Genomic DNA, 19,078 nt, shown 5'->3' on the forward strand with positions numbered 1-19,078 from the left:
AAGCTGTCTTACAGATTTGATGACCATATTCCCAAGGAGGGGGAAGGTCAATATTGCCCGGTGGCTCTTGACGAAAGCCAGTCTCTGCAATTAAGAGGGCAAAAATCTGTCATGCAGCTTTACAGCATGCGCGCATTCGCTGGCCATATTTCCAGCCTTGGGGACGACGCCAGTTCCACTTTGATTTCCGGCTTATTGCCGATTACAAGCGTTTTATCGGGAGGATAAATCCATGCATTCTGGAAAAACGGCACCCGCCGAACGTGAGGTCTTCATCGAAGAGGACCTCGGTTACCATAAGGCCTTGAAGCCGCGCCAGATCCAGATGATCGCCATCGGCGGCGCTATCGGCACGGGCCTCTTTCTGGGTGCGGGCGGGCGTCTAGCGCAGGCCGGTCCGGCGCTGGTTTTCGTTTACGCGCTCTGCGGTTTCTTTGCATTTCTGGTGCTGCGCGCGCTAGGCGAGCTTATCATGCATCGCCCGAGTTCCGGTTCCTTCGTCTCCTACGCCCGCGAGTTCTACGGCGAGAAGATGGCCTTCGCGGCCGGCTGGATGTATTGGCTGAACTGGGCCATGACCTCTGTGGCCGATGTGACCGCCGTCGCCCTCTACATGAATTTCTTCAAGCAATACGTACCGTGGCTGGCGGGTATCGATCAGTGGGTGTTCGCGATGACGGCACTGGTCGTCGTGCTGGCGATGAACATGCTGTCGGTGAAGGTCTTCGGCGAGCTGGAATTCTGGTTCAGCCTGATCAAGGTGCTCGCGCTTGCCATTTTCCTCGTCGTTGGCGTCTATTTCGTCATTTTCGGCACACCCATCGAAGGCCACGTTACCGGCTTCAGCCTCATTACGGATAATGGCGGCTTCTTCCCGAATGGCATTCTTCCAGCCTTCGTCATCATACAGGGCGTGGTGTTCGCCTATGCCTCGATTGAGCTGATCGGCACGGCGGCGGGCGAAACTGAAGACCCGCGCAAGGTCATGCCGCGCGCCATCCGCGCCGTGGTCCTGCGTCTCGTCGTGTTTTATGTCGGCTCGGTACTGCTGTTCACGCTGCTTCTGCCCTACACCGCTTACAAGGCCGGCGAGAGCCCGTTCGTCACCTTCTTCGGTTCCATCGGCGTTGAGGGTGCCGATGTGATCATGAACCTCGTCGTTCTGACCGCCGTGCTGTCCTCGCTCAATGCCGGTCTTTATTCCACCGGCCGCATCCTGCATTCCATGGCGGTTTCCGGCTCTGCTCCGGCGGCGCTGGCGAAGATGAACAAGAATGGCGTGCCCTATGGCGGCATTGCGGTCACGGCCGTCGTCACCGTTCTCGGCGTGGCCCTGAATGCGGTCGTTCCCTCCGCCGCTTTCGAAATCGCGCTCAACCTGTCGGCGCTCGGCATCATCTGCGCATGGGCGGTCATCGTGCTTTGCCAGCTGAAGCTCTGGCAGCTTTCCAGGCGTGGCGAGCTTGCACGTCCGGATTTCCGCATGTTCGGCGCGCCCTACACCGGCATTCTCACGCTCATCTTCCTGTTCGGCGTGCTGGTTCTGATGGCCTTCGACTATCCCGTCGGCTCCTGGACCATCGCCTCGCTGTTCGTCATCATCCCGGCGCTCGTCATTGGCTGGTATCTCTTGCGTGAGCGCATCCACCGTCTGGCGGCCGAGCGTGCCGGTGCAGGAGCGTCGCATTGAGCGGGCAGGGCGCAACGCCTCTGGTGGCGGTCATCGCCACCGGCGGCACCATCGCCAGCCGGCGTAGCGCCGATGGCGTCAGCACGCCCAGCCTTTCGGGTGAGGACCTGCTGACGCTGGTTCCGCAAATCAGCGCCCGGCTGAAGCCGGTCGATCTGATGGCGAAGGATTCCTCCAGCCTGACATTGGCAGACATGCAGCGCATCAGCGATGCGGTGGGGGCAGAGCTTGATGATCCCGCCGTTGCCGGCATCGTGGTTCTGCATGGCACCGACGCCATGGAAGAATCCTCGCTGCTCGTGCATTTGCAGCAGGCCATCACAAAGCCGGTGGTCTTCACCGGCGCGCAGTTTACGGCAGACCATAAGGACGCGGACGGGCCGGCCAATCTGGCCCGGGCCATAGAAACAGCGCTCGATCAGGCGAATGCCGGGAAGGGCGTGCTTCTCTCCTTCGGCGGCCGCTGTCTGCCTGCCTGGGGACTTTACAAGCTGAGCGCGGACGAGGCGGACGCCTTCCGCTCGGCCAGGCCGCTGACTGCTGTTGCAACGCTGCGGCTTTCCGCCCCGGTAACCGATCAGCGCGTCGATATCGTCGCCATTCATCCCGGCTGTGATGCCACCCATATTGATGCAAGCCTGCAGGCGGGAGCGAAAGGGATCGTTCTTGCGGCGCTTGGTTCCGGCAACGCCAATCCGCGTATCGCTGAAGCCGTGAAGCGCTGCGCCGAACGCAACGTTCCCGTCATCGTTTCCAGCCGCGTGCCCGAAGGGCGGCTCGTGGCAAGTTACGGCGGCGGCGGCGGGGGGCATGATCTTGTCGCGGCGGGCGCCGTACATTCATCCACGCTTCGTCCGGGACAGGCCCGCATTTTGCTGGCCGCGCTGCTGGCCGATAAAAGTCCGGCGGAAACCATCATGTCCGCTTTCAGCGACAGCCCGCTCTCTTAAGTAGCGGCAGCGATGTCCGCGACCGGCGGGCGTCGAAATTCCTATAGGATTCCTATTTTATTGCCTCTGTGGCCGTCTCGAACCTTTATGCGGTTCGGGTGCATTCTTCTGTGCGGGAAGGGATGGTGTTCCCTTCTCAGCCAGAAAGATTGAAAAGCGACGTCCCACATGACGGCGCTTTTCTTCCTGTCCGGCTCCTCGAATAAAAAGGAGTCCCATCGATGATGGATGTTGTTCTGATCGGTGCAGCCACGGTGTTTTTCGCCCTCTGCTTTGCCTATACGCGCGCCTGCGACCGGCTTTAGACGGGAGGCTGCGATGACATTCGACTATATCTTGAGCGGCGCCGTCACGGTCTTTATCGCCGCCTATCTCACCTATGCTCTCATTCGCCCCGAACGTTTCTGATCGGGAAACGACGGCTATTGAAAGTTCAATACCATGACCCTCAATGGATGGTTTCAGGTCCTGCTTTTCTGCGGGATCATTTTTGCGCTGGTGAAGCCGCTCGGCTTCTATATGGCGCGTGTCTTTAATGGCGAACGCACCCTGTTGTCGCCGGTTCTCGCACCCGTCGAGCGCGGCCTTTATGCCCTTGCCGGGACAAGCGAGCGCGAGGAGCAGCACTGGACGACCTATGCCTTCTCCATGCTTCTCTTCAACCTCCTCGGTTTTGCCCTGCTCTATGCCCTGATGCGTTTTCAGGCCGTGCTGCCTTATAATCCGCAGGGAATGGCGGCGGTTGGGCCGGAACTCTCCTTCAATACGGCGGTCAGCTTCGTCACCAACACCAACTGGCAGAATTATGGCGGCGAAAGCACGCTGTCCTATCTGACCCAGATGGCCGGTCTCACCGTGCAGAACTTCGTTTCCGCGGCGACAGGCATGGCAATCGCCATCGGCCTCATCCGCGCTTTTTCACGCGCCTCCGGCAAGGCGATCGGCAATTTCTGGGTGGATATGGTCCGCTCAACGCTCTACGTGCTTTTGCCCCTCTGCATCGTGCTGACCCTCATCTATGTGTGGCTCGGCGTGCCGCAGACCCTTGGCGCCTATGTGAATGCGCAGACGCTGGAAGGCGTGCAGCAGACGATTGCCGTCGGTCCCGTGGCGTCGCAGCTGGCGATCAAGATGCTGGGCACCAATGGCGGTGGTTTCTTCAACGCCAATTCCGCGCATCCCTTTGAAAACCCCGACGCCATTTCCAACATGATCCAGATGGTGTCGATCTTCGCGATCGGCGCCGCCTTCACCAATGTTTTCGGCCGCATGGTTGGCAACCAGCGCCAGGGCTGGGCGATCCTCGCCGCCATGGGCGTTCTGTTCATCGCCGGCGTCGCCGTTACCTATTGGGCGGAAGCGGCCGGAAATCCGCTGATGCACAGCTTCGGCCTTGCTGGCGGCAATATGGAAGGCAAGGAAGTCCGTTTCGGCGTGGCGCTCTCGTCGCTCTTCGCGGTCATCACCACAGCTGCGTCCTGCGGCGCGGTCAATGCCATGCATGGCAGCTTCACGGCGCTGGGCGGTCTTGTTCCCCTCATCAACATGCAGTTGGGTGAGGTGATCGTCGGCGGTGTCGGCGCGGGCTTTTACGGCATCCTGCTCTTCATCGTCATCGCCATCTTCGTGGCGGGTCTGATGGTCGGACGCACGCCGGAATATCTCGGCAAGAAGATCGAGGCCAAGGAAATGAAAATGGCGGTTCTGGCCATTCTCTGCCTGCCGCTCGCCATGCTGGCTTTCACGGCAACGGCCACCGTCCTTCCCTCGGCCGTGGCGTCGATCGGTACGGCGGGACCGCACGGCTTCTCCGAAATCCTCTATGCCTATACCTCCGCCGCCGCCAATAACGGCTCCGCTTTCGGCGGGCTGACGGGTAATACCACCTGGTACAACATCACGCTTGGCCTTGGCATGCTGATGGGTCGTTTTCTGGTGATCATTCCGGCGCTCGCCATTGCCGGTTCGCTGGTCGCCAAGAAGACCGTTCCGGCCTCAGCCGGCACCTTCCCGACGGATGGTCCGCTCTTCGTCGGCCTGCTTGCCGGCACGATCCTGATTGTCGGTGGTCTCACCTTCCTGCCAGCGCTCGCACTCGGCCCCGTTGCCGAACATCTTGTCATGGCGGCGGGCCAGCTCTTCTGAGGTGATGCCATGAATGACGAAAAGTCTCGAAGTAACCGCATCGTCTCCGCCCGCAAGGGCGCTCCCGGCAAGGGGAGCGCCACGCCCGGCGGCTGGTGCGCCTCCAATCTCATTCTTGCGATGATGGCGGCTCTGTTCGCCGCCGTCGTCGCTCTCGAAGTTATCACGGGCTGATCGACCCTTATCGGTCGCCCCGTTTCAAACGCTGGAGCCTCTTCATGAGCCAGTCCAAACAAGCGAGCATCCTTGATTCTCGCATTCTCGTGCCGGCCATTGCCGCCGCATTCAAAAAGCTCAACCCGCGCACATTGGCGCGCAACCCGGTCATGTTCGTGGTGGCGACAGTGTCGGTGCTGACGACAGTGCTGTTCATCCGCGATCTCATCACCGGTGGCGCCAATCTCGGCTTTTCCTTCCAGATCAATCTCTGGCTCTGGTTTACCGTGTTGTTCGCCAATTTCGCGGAAGCCGTCGCCGAAGGGCGCGGCAAGGCGCAGGCGGATTCGTTGCGCCGGACCCGCACGGAGACCCAGGCGAAACTGCTGACCGGCGATGACCGCAGCCAATATAAAATGGTGGCGGGCACCAGCCTGAAGGTGAACGATGTCGTTCTCGTCGAGGCGGGCGATATCATCCCCTCCGACGGTGAGGTCATCGAAGGTGTCGCCTCCGTCAACGAGGCGGCCATCACTGGCGAATCCGCCCCCGTCATCCGCGAATCCGGTGGCGACCGCTCGGCGGTTACCGGCGGCACGCAGGTGCTGTCGGACTGGATCAGGGTTCGCATCACTGCCGCTGCCGGTTCCACCTTTCTCGACCGGATGATTTCGCTAGTCGAAGGCGCTGAACGCCAGAAGACGCCGAACGAGATCGCGCTCAATATCCTGCTGGCCGGCATGACGCTGATCTTCGTTCTGGCCACAGCCACCATTCCGAGTTTCGCGGCCTATGCCGGAGGTTCGATCCCGATTATCGTGCTGGTGGCACTGTTCGTGACGCTCATCCCGACCACCATCGGTGCGCTTCTGTCCGCCATCGGCATCGCCGGCATGGACAGGCTAGTGCGTTTCAATGTGCTGGCCATGTCCGGCCGCGCCGTCGAGGCGGCCGGCGATGTGGATACGCTGCTGCTCGACAAGACCGGCACCATCACCCTTGGCAACCGTCAGGCGACCGAGTTTCGTCCCGTTGCCGGCGTTTCCGAGCAGGAACTGGCCGATGCGGCGCAGCTTGCCTCCCTTGCCGACGAAACGCCGGAAGGCCGCTCGATCGTGGTTCTGGCCAAGGAAAAATACGGCATCCGCGCCCGTGACATGCAGAAACTCCATGCGAATTTCGTACCTTTCACCGCCCAGACCCGAATGAGCGGTGTCGATTTCGAAGGTTCCTCCATTCGCAAGGGCGCAGTCGATGCCGTTCTTGCCTATGTTGATGGCGGCGCTCCGCAACAGGGCAATGTGGCGCTTGCCGTCAAAACCGAAACGGACGCCACGCGCGGCATCCGGGCAATTGCGGAAGAGATCGCCAAGACCGGCGGCACGCCGCTCGCCGTTGTGCGCGATGGAAAATTGCTCGGCGTTGTGCAGCTGAAGGACATCGTCAAGGGTGGCATTCGCGAGCGTTTTGCGGAGCTTCGCCGCATGGGCATCCGCACGGTGATGATCACCGGCGACAATCCCATGACGGCCGCGGCAATAGCGGCGGAAGCAGGGGTGGATGATTTCCTCGCCCAGGCGACGCCGGAAAACAAGCTGGAGCTTATCCGCGAGGAACAGGCCAAGGGCAAGCTCGTCGCCATGTGCGGCGACGGCACCAATGATGCTCCCGCGCTGGCGCAGGCCGATGTCGGCGTTGCCATGAACACCGGCACCGTGGCGGCCCGCGAGGCCGGCAATATGGTCGATCTCGACAGCGATCCGACCAAGCTCATAGAGATCGTCGAAATCGGCAAGCAATTGCTGATGACGCGCGGTGCGCTGACGACGTTCTCCATTGCCAACGACATCGCCAAATATTTCGCCATCATCCCGGCAATGTTCCTGGCGCTCTATCCGCAGCTTGGCGTTCTGAACGTGATGGGGCTTTCGACACCCCAGAGCGCCATCCTGTCAGCCATCATCTTCAACGCGCTCATCATCATCGCGCTGATCCCCCTGTCGCTGAAGGGCGTTAAATATCGTCCGATTGGCGCCGGCGCGCTGCTGTCGCGCAATCTGGTCATCTATGGCCTCGGCGGCATCATCGTTCCCTTCATCGGCATCAAGGCCATTGACCTCGCTATTACGGCGCTCGGTCTCGCCTGAGGAGTAAAGACAATGTTTAAACAGCTTCGTCCCGCACTGGTGCTCATCCTCGCCACCACCGCCATCACCGGCCTTGCCTATCCCTTGGGCATGACAGGTCTCGCGCAGGCGATCTTCCCCTTTCAGGCAAATGGCAGCCTGGTAGAAAAAGGTGGTGCCGTGGTGGGTTCGCAATTGATAGGGCAGGCCTTCACCGGTGAGAAATATTTCCACGGAAGGCCGTCCGCTGCCGGCGATGGTTATAATGCCGCTTCGTCTTCCGGCTCCAATTTCGGGCCGACGAGCGCCAAGCTCATCGACCGGGTGAAACAGGATTACGAGGCCGCAAAAGCCGAAAATCCGGAGGCCGAGGTTCCCGCCGATCTGGTAACGGCTTCGGGCAGCGGCCTTGATCCACATGTTTCGCCTGAATCCGCCTATTTTCAGGTTCCCCGCGTGGCCAAGGCGAGGGGCATGGATGAGGCGTCCCTGCGTAGCATCATCGAGCGCCATGTCGAAGGACCGGAACTCGGCTTCATGGGAGAGCCTGTCGTGAATGTGCTGGCACTCAACATGGCCCTTGACGCAGCCGGCTCATGAATTGAAATGGCTATGGCTTGTTCGCAAGCCATAGCCTCGACCACTGGTGGGTTAAATGCCTGACGACAATCGTGATATGCCGAGCCGACCATCGCCCGATGCGCTGCTGGAAAACGCCCGGCGCGAGGCGCGGGGCCGGTTGAAGATTTTTCTGGGCGCAGCGCCCGGCGTCGGCAAGACCTATGAAATGCTGATGTCCGGCCGGGCGAAGCTGGCGGATGGTGTGGATGCCGTCATCGGCGTCGTTGAAACCCATGGCCGCCGGGAAACCGAAACGCTGGTGCAGGGTTTCGAGATCATCCACCGCCGTCGCATCGATTATCGGGGTCAGGTGCTGGAGGAGATGGATCTCGATGCCATTCTGGCCCGTCGTCCCGCTCTGGTTCTGGTCGATGAACTGGCTCACACCAATGCCACCGGCAGCCGCCATCCCAAGCGTTACATGGATGTTCAGGAGATTCTGGCGCGGGGCATCAACGTCTATACGACGCTGAATATCCAGCATGTCGAAAGCCTGAACGACATCGTTGCGCAGATCACCCGCATCCGTGTTCGTGAAACGGTGCCTGACAGCATCATCGACCGGGCCGACGATGTCGAAATCATCGATATTACCCCTGACGATCTGATCAAACGCCTGCAGGATGGCAAGGTGTACCTGCCCCGCACCGCCCGGCGCGCCATCGAGAATTATTTTTCGCGCGGTAACCTGACGGCCCTGCGAGAGCTTGCCCTCCGGCGCACTGCCCAACGGGTGGATGAGCAATTGCTCAACCACATGCAGTCCCATGCCATTTCCGGCCCCTGGGCGGCGGGAGACAGGGTTCTGGTCTGTCTCGACCATGGCGGCAATGGTCCGGGGCTGGTGCGTTACGCCCGCCGACAGGCGGATCGCCTGCGTGCACCCTGGACGGCGCTGCATCTCGATACGCCGCGTTCGCAACAATTGTCGGAGGCGGAAAAAGACCGGCTGGCGGGCACCATGCGGCTCGCGCAGCAGCTTGGCGGCGAGACGGTGACCCTGCCGGCACTGGACCTGACCCGTGAGATCATCTCCTACGCCAATGCCAATAATTTCACGCACATCATCATCGGCCGCCCGCGAAAATCCTGGTGGCAGCGAATTTTCCAGCGTTCGCTGACGCATGATCTGATCGACCACGCGGGCGATATCAGCGTGCATGTCATTTCCGGCGACAAGAGGGAAGAAAAGCAGGGTCAAGCCGTAAAGCCCGCACCGGCGCGGTCACGCCAGTCCTTCCGGTCCTATCTCAACAGCACCCTGTTTGTCGGGCTGGCGATCGTGGTCGGCATCGTGCTCGATCAGACGCTCGATGTGCAGAACCTCGCGCTTGTTTTCCTGATGGCCGTTCTGGCGGCCGCTGTGCGCGGCGGTTTGGGCCCGGCGCTTTATGCTTCGCTGCTTGGCGCGGGCGCCTTCAACTTCTTCTTTCTGGAGCCCCGTTACACGCTGACGGTCAGTTCTCCGGACAGCCTTGTCGCTCTTTTGTTTTATTTCGGCGTGGCGCTCGTCGCCTCCAACCTCACCGTCGCGGTGCAGCGGCAGGCGGCCTCCGCGCGGGCAAGGGCGCGAACGACGGAAGATTTGTATCTGTTCTCCAAGAAGCTTTCGGTGACAGGAACGCTGGACGACGTGTTGTGGGCAGCCGCTTTCCAGATGGCCTCGATGCTGAAGGTTCGGATCGTTCTGCTTCTGCCGGAAAACAATACGATAGCGGTCAAGGCGGGATATCCGCCTGATGATACGCTTGTCGACGCCGATATTGCCGCCGCCCAGTGGGCCTGGGAACACAACAAGGCTGCGGGCAGGGGCGCAGATACGCTTCCCGGCGCCAAACGTCTTTATCTGCCCTTGCGCACTGGCAGTGGCGCCGTCGGCGTGGTGGGGCTGGACGATGACCGGCTCGGCCCGCTTCTGACGCCGGAGCAGCAACGGCTGTTTGACGCATTGGCGGATCAGGCGGCACTCGCCATCGAGCGGATTCAGCTCGTCTCTGACGTCGACCGGGCAAGGCTTGCTGCGGAAACCGACCGGCTGCGCACCGCGCTGCTGACATCCATTTCCCATGACCTCAAGACGCCGCTTGCGGCTATCCTGGGTTCGGCCGGAACACTGAAGGATTTCGGCGAGGACATCCCGCCGGATGCGCGCGGCGAACTGCTTTCGACGATCATCGAGGAATCCGAGCGGCTGAACCGGTTCATCTCCAATCTTCTCGATATGACGCGGATCGGTTCGGGCGCCATGGAGCCGAATTATGGTCTGCATTTCCTGGGCGATATGGTCGGAACCGCGCTGTCGCGCGCGGCAAAAATCGTCGTCAGGCATGAGATCGTTCTGGATATTCCATCCGACCTGCCGATGCTGAAGGTCGACCCCGTGCTTTTCGAACAGGTCCTGTTCAATCTCATCGACAATGCCGCCAAATACGCTCCCGAACATACGACCATCGAGATTCGCGGCTGGCGACATGGCAAGAATATCTTCCTGTCTGTAGCCGATGCGGGGCCGGGTATTCCACCCGATGATACCGAGCGGGTGTTTGACAGTTTCTACCGGGTGCGCAAGGCGGACCATGTGCAGGCCGGAACGGGTCTCGGACTGTCCATCTGCAAGGGGTTTATCGAGGCCATGGGCGGGTCGATCCGCGCGGAAAACAGGCCGGGTCGCACCGGTGCGCAGTTTACCGTCAGTCTGCCGGTTCCTGCCGATGCGCCTGTAATAGATCATGATTAAGGCACGATTGCCGGCGACAAGCGGCTATGCCGCTGAAGGAGATCGGGAATGACCAATTCCGCCGTTCGTATTCTGATCATCGACGACGAACCGCCGATCCGCAAGCTTTTGCGCGTGGGGCTGTCGACTCAGGGATATTCGGTGAGCGAAGCGATGAATGCGAAGGTCGCCATGGAGCTGGTCAGTGAGGACAAGCCGGATCTCGTCGTTCTCGATCTCGGCCTGCCGGACATGTCGGGGCATGATCTCTTGGCGAAATGGCGCGGCGAGGGCCTGGCGCTGCCGGTTATCATTCTCTCCAGCCGCACGGATGAGGCGGGTATCGTCAAGGCGCTGGAACTGGGGGCGGATGACTATATCACCAAGCCTTTCGGCATGAACGAACTCGTCGCCCGCATCCGTGTTGCTCTGCGCCATCGTCTGCAAAGCCAGGGGGAGAGGCCGGTGTTTCAGACCGGCGACCTCTCCGTCGATCTGGTCAGACGCATCGTCCGGGTGGAGGACCGGGAGGTGAAGCTCTCGCCGAAGGAATATGACATCCTGCGGGTTCTCGTGCAGCATGCCGGCAAGGTTCTGACCCACCGTTTCCTGCTGGAGCATGTGTGGGACGAACTGACCGACGTGCAATATTTGCGGGTTTATGTGCGCCAGCTTCGCCAGAAGATCGAAAAAATTCCGGATCAGCCCCGTTATATCCTGACGGAAACCGGTGTGGGTTATCGGCTGCAGGAGGTGTGAGGGCGTCGCGATGCGACGCCCTGATATTTCAGACGGCAGCGCAGATCGACAGGAAGTCGTCCACATCGGCCTCGGTTGTCGCGAAGCTGGTGACCATGCGGATCAGCATCTCGTCCTTGCCGACTTCTTGCGGCATGTCGCGCGGTTCCAGCCAATCATAGAACTTCGCACCCTTTGCCGTAGCAGCTTCGGCGGCAGCCTTCGGCAGAATAGCGAAAACCTCGTTCGCCGTGGTCGGCCAGGCAAGGCGGGCGCTGTTTAGCGAAGCGAAACCGGCGCGGAGCCGGTTGGCCATGGCATTGGCGTGGCCGGCGAGACCGAGCCACAGGTCGTCCTGCAGATAGGCCTCGAACTGTGCGGCAATGAAGCGTGATTTCGAAAAAAGCTGGGCGGTGCGTTTGCGCAGAAAGGAAAAGTCCCGGGCGAGCGAGGGATCGAAGAAGACGATTGCCTCCGCGCACCAGCAGCCGTTTTTCGTGCCGCCGAAAGACAGGACGTCGACGCCGCGTTTCCACGTCATTTCGGCGGGCGTGGTGCCGAGTGCGGAAAGCGCATTGGCGAAACGCGCGCCGTCCATGTGTAGCGGCAGGCCGTTGTCTTTTGCGATTTTGGCGATGGCGTCGATTTCATCGAGCGTATAGACGGTGCCGGCTTCGGTTGCCTGCGTCATGGTGATGGCCGCGGCGCGGCCGTGGTGCACGGCATCCTGCGGATAACGGGCAATGCGTTCGATCAGGTTTTCCGGCAGCATCTTGCCGTTCGGTCCCTCGACTGCCACCATGCGCATGCCGGAAAAGAAATCTGGCGCGCCGCACTCGTCCTCGATCACATGCGCTTCGGAATGACAGAAGGTCAGGCCGCCAGCGCGGGCAATGCTGGCCAGCGAAAGCGAATTGGCCGCCGTGCCGGTCGCGACGAAAAATACCGCGACTTCGCGTTCGAAAATCTCGTTGAAGCGTTTTTCGATGGAGAGATCGAGTTCGCTGGTGCCATAAGCTGCGGCAAAGCGTGTGGATTCCCGCGAAAGCCGTTCGTTGACGGCCGGATGGGCGCCAGCCCAATTGTCTGAAGCAAAAAACATCTCTGAAGGCTTTCCGATAGCTGAGGTTCTGTTCGGGCTGTTCGAAGCGATAACGGGAAAGTTCTAGGTCGGAACATTGAGATTGGCAAATCCGGTAATGAAAGCAACGGGTCGGGCTGCTTTGCGACAAGAAAGTTTCGCACAATAGGTCAGTATCGAAACTTCGCTGCAAAATGGGGCTTTCACTAATTGGATTCGCACCCTTGCAAAATTCGCCCGTTTCTGTCAAAATCCTCGTGAATTGAGACAGCTTTGCTGTCCTAAATTTGATCGAGCCGGGTTGAATACGGATTTTGCGGGAAGCGAAAATTCGTGTCGAGCCGGATCTTCGCATGAAACCATGCAAGTAATTTTGCAGGAGGGACAAAAATGATGAACAAGCCGCAGGCAGAGATTGCAGCCGCCGCCCTGACCACTGACTGTCCCACCGCGGCTGCGGCCGCACCCGTTTCTGCGAAAGCGCGTTTCGCGGGCGGCCTGCCGGAAAAGCAGGGTCTTTACGATCCCTCCAATGAACATGACGCCTGCGGCGTCGGTTTTGTTGCGCATATGAAGGGCGTCAAGTCGCACCAGATCGTCAAGGACGGCCTGTTCATTCTCGAAAACCTGACGCATCGTGGTGCCGTCGGTGCCGACCCGCTGATGGGCGATGGTGCGGGCATTCTAGTGCAGATTCCCGATCGTTTCTTCCGCGAGGAAATGGCCGGGCAGGGCGTGACGTTGCCAAAGGCTGGCGAATATGCTGTCGGTCACATCTTCATGCCGCGCGATCCTTCCCGCATCGAGCACTACAAGAAGGTGATCGTTGACGTCATCGGTGAGGAGGAGCAGCAGTTCCTTGGCTTCCGTGATGTGCCTGTCGATAATTCCTCGCTCTCCAAGGCGCCGGATATCGCAGCGACCGAACCGCACCATGTTCAGGTCTTCATTGGTGCCGGGCGCGACGCTGCCACCAATGCTGATTTCGAGCGCAAGCTGTTCCTGATCCGCAAGGTTCTCTCCAACCGCATCTATGATGAGGGCGGCGGCAAGGAAACGCAGGATTTCTATCCCGTGTCGCTCTCCTCCTCGACTATCGTCTACAAGGGCATGTTCCTCGCCTATCAGGTTGGCGCCTATTACAAGGATCTGGCGGACCCGCGTTTCGAATCCGCGGTTGCGCTGGTGCATCAGCGTTTCTCCACCAACACCTTCCCTTCGTGGAAGCTGGCGCACCCCTACCGCATGGTCGCCCATAACGGTGAAATCAACACGCTGCGCGGCAACGTCAACTGGATGGCGGCGCGTCAGGCGTCTGTTTCCTCCGTGCTGTTCGGCGATGACATCTCCAAGCTCTGGCCGATTTCCTATGAAGGTCAGTCGGACACCGCCTGCTTCGACAACGCGCTCGAATTCCTCGTGCGCGGCGGTTACTCCATGGCGCATGCCGTGATGATGCTGATTCCGGAAGCTTGGTCGGGCAACCTGTCCATGTCGGCGGAACGCAAGGCGTTTTACGAATATCATGCCGCGCTGATGGAGCCGTGGGACGGCCCCGCCGCCGTTGCCTTCACCGATGGCAAGCAGATCGGCGCGACGCTCGACCGTAACGGGCTTCGCCCGGCGCGTTATCTCGTCACCGATGACGACCGCGTCATCATGGCGTCGGAAGCCGGCACGCTGCCGGTGCCGGAGGAGCGCATCATCAAGAAGTGGCGTTTGCAGCCGGGCAAGATGCTGCTGATCGACATGGAAAAGGGCTCTATCATTTCCGACGAGGATGTGAAGCACGAGCTTGCCGCCAAGCATCCTTACCGCACCTGGCTCGACCGCACCCAGCTCATTCTTGAGGATCTGAAGCCCGTGGAGCCGCGTGCGCTGCGTCGCGACGTGTCACTGCTCGACCGTCAGCAGGCCTTCGGTTACACCAGCGAAGATACGAAGCTCCTGATGTCGCCGATGGCGACGACCGGCCAGGAAGCCATCGGCTCGATGGGCACGGATACGCCGATTTCGGCCATGTCGGACAAGTCCAAGCTGCTTTACACCTATTTCAAGCAGAACTTCGCGCAGGTCACCAATCCGCCGATCGATCCGATCCGCGAAGAGCTGGTGATGAGCCTCGTTTCCTTCATCGGTCCGCGCCCGAACCTTCTCGATCACGAAGGTGCGGCCCGCGCCAAGCGTCTGGAAGTTCGCCAGCCGATCCTGACCAATGGCGATCTGGAAAAGATCCGCTCCATCGGCCACACGGAAGACCGTTTCGACACCAAGACGCTCGACTTCACCTATGATGTGGAGCGCGGTGCGGAAGGCATGCCTGAAATGCTCGACCGCCTGTGCGAGCGGGCGGAATCCGCCGTTCGCGGCGGCTACAACATCATCGTTCTCTCCGACCGTCAACTCGGCCCGGACCGCATCGCGATCCCGGCGCTTCTGGCGACGGCCGCCGTGCACCATCACCTGATCCGCAAGGGTCTGCGCACCTCGGTCGGTCTCGTCGTGGAAACCGGTGAACCGCGCGAAATCCACCATTTCTGTCTGCTCGCCGGTTATGGCGCGGAGGCGATCAACCCCTATCTCGCCTTCGATACGCTTCTCGACATGCACAAGCACGGTGCATTCCCGAAGGAAGTGTCCGATGATGAAGTCGTTTATCGCTACATCAAGGCAGTTGGTAAGGGCATCCTCAAGGTCATGTCCAAGATGGGCATTTCCACCTACCAGTCCTATTGCGGCGCGCAGATCTTCGACGCCATCGGCCTGTCTTCGGAATTCGTCGAGAAATATTTCTTCGGCACCGCCACCTCCATCGAGGGCGTCGGTCTGACTGAAATCGCCGAAGAAACCGTAACGCGCCACACGGCTGCCTTCGGCAAGGATCCGATCCTTGCCAACACGCTCGATATTGGCGGCGAATATGCCTATCGCATGCGCGGCGAAAGCCACGCCTGGACGCCGGATGCCGTTGCCTCGCTGCAGCATGCCGTGCGCGGCAACAGCCAGGATCGCTACCGCGAATTCGCCGGCATGGTGAATGAGACGGCGCTGCGCATGAACACCATCAGAGGTCTGTTCAAGGTCAAGTCTGCGGAAGCGCTCGGCCGCAAGCCGGTTTCCATTGATGACGTCGAACCGGCGGCTGACATCGTCAAGCGCTTCTCGACCGGCGCCATGTCCTTCGGCTCCATCAGCCGCGAGGCGCATACGACGCTTGCCATCGCCATGAACCACATCGGCGGCAAGTCCAACACCGGCGAAGGCGGCGAAGAATCCGACCGTTACATGCCGCTGTTGAACGGCCAGCCGAACCCGGAACGCTCGGCCATCAAGCAGATCGCATCCGGCCGTTTTGGCGTCACGACCGAATATCTGGTCAATGCCGACATGCTGCAGATCAAGGTGGCGCAGGGTGCGAAGCCCGGCGAGGGCGGACAATTGCCCGGCCACAAGGTGGATGCGACGGTCGCCAAGACCCGTCACTCCACACCGGGCGTCGGCCTCATCTCGCCGCCGCCGCATCATGACATCTATTCCATCGAAGATCTGGCGCAGCTGATCTACGATCTGAAGAACGTCAATCCGGAAGCTGATGTTTCGGTGAAGCTGGTATCGGAAGTGGGTGTCGGCACGGTTGCGGCCGGTGTCGCCAAGGCACGCGCCGACCATATCACCGTTGCTGGTTTTGATGGCGGTACGGGCGCTTCGCCGCTCACCTCCCTCAAACATGCGGGTTCGCCCTGGGAAATCGGCCTTGCCGAAACCCAGCAGACCCTGGTGCTGAACGGTCTTCGCTCGCGTGTTGCGCTGCAGGTGGATGGCGGTCTGAAGACCGGCCGTGACGTCATCATCGGCGCGTTGCTCGGTGCGGATGAATTCGGCTTTGCTACCGCGCCGCTGATTGCGGCCGGCTGCATCATGATGCGCAAGTGCCACCTCAACACCTGCCCCGTTGGTGTCGCCACGCAGGACCCGGTTCTGCGCAAGCGCTTCAAGGGTACGCCGGAACACGTCATCAACTACTTCTTCTTCGTGGCCGAAGAAGTGCGCGAAATCCTTGCCTCGCTTGGTGTTACCAGGCTGGACGAGATCATCGGTGCTTCCGAACTGCTCGAAAAGGATGAGATGCTCGCGCACTGGAAGGCCAAGGGGCTGGATTTCAGCCGCATCTTCCACAAGGTCGAGGCTCCCAAGGAAGCGACCTTCTGGACCGAGCGCCAGAAGCACCCGATCGACGATATTCTCGATCGCAAGCTGATCGAGAAGTCGCTGCCCTCGCTGGAAAACCGCGAGCCTGTCGTTTTCGAAGTGCCGATCAAGAACGTCGACCGTTCCGCTGGTGCGATGCTATCAGGCGCGCTTGCCAAGCGCTGGGGCCACAAGGGACTGAAGGACGACACGATCCACGTGACGCTGCGCGGCACGGCGGGCCAGTCCTTCGGTGCGTTCCTGGCCCGTGGCATCACCTTCGATCTGGTGGGTGACGGCAACGACTATGTCGGCAAGGGTCTTTCGGGTGGCCGCATCATCGTGCGTCCGCCGGAAAACACCCGGATTGTTGCGGAAAACTCGATCATCGTCGGCAACACCGTTCTCTATGGTGCGATCACCGGTGAGTGCTATTTCCGCGGTGTTGCGGGTGAGCGCTTTGCGGTGCGCAACTCCGGCGCCGTCGCGGTTGTCGAAGGCGTCGGCGATCATGGTTGCGAATATATGACGGGCGGCATCGTGGTCGTTCTCGGTGAAACGGGTCGTAACTTCGCGGCCGGCATGTCCGGTGGTGTGGCTTACGTTCTCGATGAGAAGGGCGATTTCGCCACCCGCTGTAACATGGCCATGGTCGAGCTGGAGCCGGTTCCGGAAGAGGACGACATGCTGGAGAAGCTGCACCATCACGGCGGCGACCTCATGCACAAGGGACGTGTTGACGTTTCCGAAGACATGACGCGTCACGACGAGGAGCGTCTCTACCAGCTGATTTCCAATCACTTCCACTACACAAACTCGTCGCGCGCCAAGGATATACTCGACCGCTGGAGCGAGTTCCGTCCGAAGTTCCGCAAGGTCATGCCGGTCGAATACCGTCGTGCGCTTGAGGAAATGGAGCGCATGCGCATGGGCGTGGCGGCGGAGTAATCCGCCGCGTGAGGACACTACACCAACTGGTCTCGCTGATGATCGCGGTCGCCGTTCCCACGGCGATCTACTGGACGAGCGGCGAGACCGGATTTGAATTCATCGTATTGGGGGCGGTTATTGGTTTCGCCACCTGGTACTGGGGCCCGACCGGCGCTCCGCTTTGATGTGAGGACATATACGTGGGCAAGGTAACAGGTTTTCTGGAAATCGACCGGCAGGTGGGCAAGTATCAGCCCGCATCGGATCGTATCCGCCATTTCCGCGAATTCACCATTCCGATGTCGGATGCCGAGGTGCAGAAGCAGGCGGCACGCTGCATGGATTGCGGCATTCCCTATTGTCATGGTCCGACGGGCTGTCCCGTGCACAACCAGATCCCCGACTGGAACGATCTGGTCTATAACAACAACTGGGAAGAGGCGATCCGCAACCTCCATTCCACCAACAACTTCCCGGAATTCACCGGCCGCGTCTGTCCCGCACCCTGCGAGGAGGCCTGCACGCTGAACCTCGAGGATGCGCCGGTCGCCATCAAGACCGTCGAGCAGGCGATTGCCGACAAGGCTTACGAGCTGGGCTTCATCGTTCCGAAGCCGGCGACGATCCACACCGGCAAGAGGGTTGCCATCATCGGCTCCGGTCCCTCGGGCATGGCCGCTGCGCAGCAGCTTGGCCGCGCCGGTCACGAGGTTCACGTCTATGAGCGTGAATCCAAGCCCGGCGGATTGCTGCGTTACGGTATTCCGGATTTCAAGATGGAGAAGAACTTCATCGATCGTCGTGTCGAGCAGATCAAGGGCGAAGGCGTCACCTTCCATTGCGGCGTTAATGTCGGCGTGGATGTAACGGTTGAAGCGCTTCTGGCCGATCACGATGCGGTTCTTTATTGCGGCGGTTCGGAAACCCCGCGCCCGGCCGGCATCGGCGGCGCCGATTTTAATGGCGTTTACGACGCTATGCCCTACCTCGTACAGCAGAACCGCCGCGTCGGCCGTGAAAACATCGACAGCATCGGCTGGCCGGCCGATCCGATCCTCGCCGGCGGCAAGCATGTCGTCGTCGTTGGCGGTGGTGATACGGCCTCTGACTGCGTCGGCACGGCTTTCCGTCAGGGTGCGGTGAAAGTCACCCAGCTCGACATCCGCCCGATGCCGCCGGAAAAGGAAGACAAGCTCGCGGTCTGGCCCTTCTGGGCAACCAAGATGCGCACCTCGTCCTCGCAGGCCGAAGGTGCCGTTCGCGAGTTCCAGGTCGCCACGCTTGAATTTGTTGGCGAAGATGGTGTTCTGACTGGCGTAAAGTGCTGTCAGGTGGATGATCGTCGCAAGCCCATCGCCGGGACGGAATTCATCATCAAGGCCGATCTCGCCTTCATCGCCATCGGTTTCTCCGGTCCTTTCACGGACAGCGTGCTGAAGGAAATGGACGGCAAGCTGTCGCTCAACACCGATCGTCGCGGTTCCACCAACGTGATCGCCAACGAAACGGACTACAAGACCTCGGTCGATAAGCTGTGGGCGGCGGGCGACGTTCGTCGTGGCCAGTCGCTGGTGGTCTGGGCGATCCGCGAAGGCCGTCAGGCGGCGCGTGCGATCGATGAGGCGCTGATGGGGGCGACCGTTCTTCCGCGCTAAGCACCGAAGGTAGTACGAACGGAAAAGGCCTGTTTGCGTCTGCAACAGGCCTTTTCTTTTGTCTTCGAAAATGAGGGATTCT

General features: G+C 60.5%; 13 protein-coding genes. 12 read left to right on the top strand and 1 reads right to left on the bottom strand.

Features of this window, described 5'->3' with window-relative positions; genetic code table 11:
* The first annotated feature begins 232 nt into the window (after positions 1–232).
* The 9 genes from ASB65_RS04265 (at position 233) to ASB65_RS04300 (ending at position 11,163) form a co-directional block, all read left to right on the top strand.
* Entirely contained in the window at positions 233–1,690 is a 1,458-nt protein-coding gene (locus ASB65_RS04265) for an amino acid permease (protein WP_060723123.1), read from the top strand.
* Positions 1,687–2,640 (top strand): asparaginase, encoded by a 954-nt coding sequence (locus ASB65_RS04270; RefSeq protein WP_060723124.1) that lies wholly within the window; start codon positions 1,687–1,689, stop codon positions 2,638–2,640. The genes ASB65_RS04265 and ASB65_RS04270 overlap by 4 nt, the downstream gene beginning before the upstream one ends.
* 318 nt (positions 2,641–2,958) lie before the next feature.
* Positions 2,959–3,048, top strand: a complete 90-nt coding sequence (gene kdpF / locus ASB65_RS04275; protein WP_003506089.1) for a K(+)-transporting ATPase subunit F — start codon at positions 2,959–2,961, stop codon at positions 3,046–3,048.
* 33 nt (positions 3,049–3,081) lie between these two features.
* Positions 3,082–4,785 (top strand): potassium-transporting ATPase subunit KdpA, encoded by a 1,704-nt coding sequence (gene kdpA, locus ASB65_RS04280; RefSeq protein ID WP_060723125.1) that lies wholly within the window; start codon positions 3,082–3,084, stop codon positions 4,783–4,785.
* Between the two features lie 9 nt (positions 4,786–4,794).
* Positions 4,795–4,959 carry a hypothetical protein gene (locus ASB65_RS28650; RefSeq protein ID WP_020012266.1) on the top strand — a complete coding sequence of 55 codons (165 nt, stop codon included), beginning with the start codon at positions 4,795–4,797 and terminating at the stop codon, positions 4,957–4,959.
* Positions 4,960–5,003: 44 nt separating this feature from the next.
* Positions 5,004–7,088 carry a potassium-transporting ATPase subunit KdpB gene (gene kdpB / locus ASB65_RS04285; RefSeq protein ID WP_060723126.1) on the top strand — a complete coding sequence of 695 codons (2,085 nt, stop codon included), beginning with the start codon at positions 5,004–5,006 and terminating at the stop codon, positions 7,086–7,088.
* 12 nt (positions 7,089–7,100) lie between these two features.
* The gene (gene kdpC, locus ASB65_RS04290; protein WP_060723127.1) at positions 7,101–7,667 is read left to right on the top strand and encodes a potassium-transporting ATPase subunit KdpC; all 567 of its coding nucleotides are present in this window, start codon (positions 7,101–7,103) and stop codon (positions 7,665–7,667) included.
* A 55-nt stretch (positions 7,668–7,722) separates the two neighbouring features.
* Positions 7,723–10,425: a sensor histidine kinase gene (locus ASB65_RS04295; protein WP_060723128.1), complete on the top strand. Its 2,703-nt coding sequence runs from the start codon at positions 7,723–7,725 to the stop codon at positions 10,423–10,425.
* 48 nt (positions 10,426–10,473) lie between these two features.
* Positions 10,474–11,163, top strand: a complete 690-nt coding sequence (locus tag ASB65_RS04300; protein WP_003506100.1) for a response regulator transcription factor — start codon at positions 10,474–10,476, stop codon at positions 11,161–11,163.
* Between the two features lie 28 nt (positions 11,164–11,191).
* On the opposite strand, the gene ASB65_RS04305 is transcribed toward ASB65_RS04300, so the two are convergent.
* Positions 11,192–12,244, bottom strand: coding sequence for a low specificity L-threonine aldolase (locus tag ASB65_RS04305; RefSeq protein ID WP_060723129.1), 1,053 nt, complete (start codon positions 12,242–12,244; stop codon positions 11,192–11,194).
* A 369-nt stretch (positions 12,245–12,613) separates the two neighbouring features.
* On the opposite strand from ASB65_RS04305, the gene gltB reads away from it, so the two are divergent.
* Genes gltB through ASB65_RS04315 form a run of 3 tightly spaced genes read left to right on the top strand, consistent with a single transcriptional unit; the run spans position 12,614 to position 18,996 of the window.
* The gene (gltB, locus tag ASB65_RS04310) at positions 12,614–17,359 is read left to right on the top strand and encodes a glutamate synthase large subunit (protein ID WP_060723130.1); all 4,746 of its coding nucleotides are present in this window, start codon (positions 12,614–12,616) and stop codon (positions 17,357–17,359) included.
* Positions 17,360–17,367: 8 nt separating this feature from the next.
* On the top strand, positions 17,368–17,526 hold the full coding sequence (locus ASB65_RS28010) for a hypothetical protein (RefSeq protein WP_020809065.1): 159 nt from the start codon (positions 17,368–17,370) through the stop codon (positions 17,524–17,526).
* Positions 17,527–17,541: 15 nt separating this feature from the next.
* Positions 17,542–18,996 (top strand): glutamate synthase subunit beta, encoded by a 1,455-nt coding sequence (locus ASB65_RS04315; protein WP_060723131.1) that lies wholly within the window; start codon positions 17,542–17,544, stop codon positions 18,994–18,996.
* Positions 18,997–19,078: the final 82 nt, after the last annotated feature.

It is taken from the genome of Agrobacterium tumefaciens str. B6 (genome assembly GCF_001541315.1).
Taxonomy (GTDB): Bacteria; Pseudomonadota; Alphaproteobacteria; order Rhizobiales; family Rhizobiaceae; genus Agrobacterium; species Agrobacterium radiobacter.

Excerpts from the sequence above, each read along its gene's own strand:
- ASB65_RS04300 (WP_003506100.1), top strand. The coding sequence starts at position 10,474 with ATGACCAATTCCGCCGTTCGTATTCTGATCATCGACGACGAACCGCCG.
- kdpC (WP_060723127.1), top strand. The coding sequence starts at position 7,101 with ATGTTTAAACAGCTTCGTCCCGCACTGGTGCTCATCCTCGCCACCACC.
- kdpB (WP_060723126.1), top strand. The coding sequence starts at position 5,004 with ATGAGCCAGTCCAAACAAGCGAGCATCCTTGATTCTCGCATTCTCGTG.
- ASB65_RS04295 (WP_060723128.1), top strand. The coding sequence starts at position 7,723 with ATGCCTGACGACAATCGTGATATGCCGAGCCGACCATCGCCCGATGCG.
- kdpA (WP_060723125.1), top strand. The coding sequence starts at position 3,082 with ATGACCCTCAATGGATGGTTTCAGGTCCTGCTTTTCTGCGGGATCATT.
- ASB65_RS04265 (WP_060723123.1), top strand. The coding sequence starts at position 233 with ATGCATTCTGGAAAAACGGCACCCGCCGAACGTGAGGTCTTCATCGAA.
- ASB65_RS04305 (WP_060723129.1), bottom strand. The coding sequence starts at position 12,244 with ATGTTTTTTGCTTCAGACAATTGGGCTGGCGCCCATCCGGCCGTCAAC.
- ASB65_RS28650 (WP_020012266.1), top strand. The coding sequence starts at position 4,795 with ATGAATGACGAAAAGTCTCGAAGTAACCGCATCGTCTCCGCCCGCAAG.
- kdpF (WP_003506089.1), top strand. The coding sequence starts at position 2,959 with ATGACATTCGACTATATCTTGAGCGGCGCCGTCACGGTCTTTATCGCC.
- gltB (WP_060723130.1), top strand. The coding sequence starts at position 12,614 with ATGATGAACAAGCCGCAGGCAGAGATTGCAGCCGCCGCCCTGACCACT.